Here is a 586-nt window from a genome sequence, read left to right on the forward strand (position 1 = left end):
TCTTCATACTTCGGCGTCAGCTTTTCTAAAGTATCTTTATCAACCGCCGGAAGCTTGCATTTTTCTACGAGCTTTTCAGCGAATTTTTCTTCAAATATATCCCAATGTTCAGCTTCCTCTCTTGCTAAAAACAGAAACATCTTTTTTGCTTTTTCATCTTTTGCTTTTATCGCCATTTCAAGATAAAACTTCAGCTCGGCTTTCTCAACTTCAAGTGCTAAAGCAAGTGCTTCGAGCTCGTTCATATTATCACCAAAATTTATTTAGAGCTCAGAGCTATAACTCTTTTGGGGAACAAAAATGGAGATCGTCAAAGTGGAAAATCCTCTATCACTTAAAGATGAACTGCTTAGCTTTGTTTTCAGAGTGTATCAAGGTACTAATGGAGCTTACCCAGCTCTTGAGTGGGTTGAGAACAAGCCAAGTCCAGAGGATTTTGAAGGCTTCAAAAGAGTATATGAGTCTTTTCTGGAATTCAGACTTGGAAAAGAGTTCGATGAGCTGTACACTTTAAAGGAAAATGGCAAGATAATCGGTGTTATCGCCCTCGTTTATACTTTTAATGGCAAAGATGTCTGGTGGGTAC

At 38.4% G+C, this 586-nt stretch carries 1 protein-coding gene and 1 pseudogene; one reads left to right on the plus strand and one right to left on the minus strand.

Annotated features, from left to right (window positions below):
* Positions 1-245: ferritin family protein (locus tag E3E37_RS10750; protein ID WP_305849827.1), on the minus strand; the 245-nt coding region annotated here is incomplete at its 3' end.
* 55 nt (positions 246-300) lie between these two features.
* On the opposite strand from E3E37_RS10750, the pseudogene E3E37_RS10755 reads away from it, so the two are divergent.
* A pseudogene (locus tag E3E37_RS10755) lies at positions 301-586 on the plus strand (GNAT family N-acetyltransferase); the annotation flags it as partial.

It is taken from the genome of Thermococcus sp. ES12 (genome assembly GCF_012027515.1).
Lineage (GTDB): Archaea > Methanobacteriota_B > Thermococci > Thermococcales > Thermococcaceae > Thermococcus > Thermococcus barossii.